General features: G+C 69.0%; 1 pseudogene and 1 other annotated feature. The pseudogene reads left to right on the forward strand.

Annotated features, from left to right (window positions below):
* Window positions 1-34: 34 nt before the first annotated feature.
* A pseudogene (locus O9280_RS15130) lies at window positions 35-1150 on the forward strand (IS3 family transposase); the annotation flags it as partial.
* Window positions 313-429, forward strand: a sequence feature (AL1L pseudoknot). Its footprint overlaps the pseudogene before it by 117 nt.

Raw genomic sequence — 1150 nt, forward strand, 5'->3', positions numbered from 1 at the left:
TGAGGAGGCTCCTTCGATTGAGAATGGAGCCAAGATGAGGAAGTCCCCGAAGTTTTCCCCCGAGGTGATCGAGCGCGCGGTGCGCATGGTGTTCGACGCCAAGGACCAGTACCCGTCGCAGTGGGCGGCGATCGAGTCGATCGCCGGCAAGATCGGCTGCACGGCCGAGACGCTGCGCAAGTGGGTGCGTCAGGGCGAGCGCGAAAGCGGCGTGCGGCCTGGCCCGACGACCGCCGAGCAGCAGCGCATCAAGGAACTCGAGCGCGAGGTGCGCGAACTGCGCAAGACCAACGAGATCCTGAAGCTGGCCAGCGCGTATTTCGCCCAGGCAGAGCTCGACCGCCATCACAGGAAGTGAACGCCTTCATCGACGAGCAGCGGGCTGCTCACGGGGTCGAGCCGATCTGCAGCGCGTTGCAGGTCGCCCCGTCGGCGTAGCGGCGCCATGCCGCGCGCGTGCGTGAGCCGGCGCTGCTGAGCGCGCGTGCGCAGCGTGATGCGCAGTTGCTGCCCGAAGTGCAACGCGTGTTCGAGCAGAACCTGCGCGTGTACGGCGCCGACAAGGTCTGGCGGCAACTGCGGCGCGAAGGCGTGGCGGTGGCGCGCTGCACGGTCGAGCGGCTGATGCGCCGGCTCGGGCTGCAGGGTGTGCGCCGCGGCAAGGGCGTGCGCACCACGGTGCCCGACGCCAAGGCAGCGTGCCCGCTTGACCGGGTGAACCGGCAGTTCCGCGCCGAGCGGCCGAACCAGCTGTGGGTGGCGGACTTCACCTACGTCTCGACCTGGCAGGGCTTCGTGTATGTCGCCTTCGTCATCGACGTGTTCGCGCGCTACATCGTGGGCTGGCGGGTCAGCAGCTCGATGCAGACCGACTTCGTGCTCGACGCGCTGGAGCAGGCGCTGTACGCCCGCCAGCCCTGGCGCGACGGTGGCCTGACCCACCACAGCGACCGCGGCAGCCAGTACGTCTCGATCCGCTACAGCGAGCGCCTGGCAGAGGCTGGCATCGAGCCCTCGGTCGGCTCCACCGGCGACAGCTACGACAACGCGCTGGCCGAGACCATCAATGGGCTGTACAAGGCCGAGATCATCCACCGGCGCGGGCCGTGGAAGACGCGCGAGGCGGTCGAGCTGGCGACGCTGGAGTGGG

It is taken from the genome of Silanimonas sp. (genome assembly GCF_027531545.1).
In the GTDB taxonomy this organism is placed as follows: domain Bacteria; phylum Pseudomonadota; class Gammaproteobacteria; order Xanthomonadales; family Xanthomonadaceae; genus Silanimonas.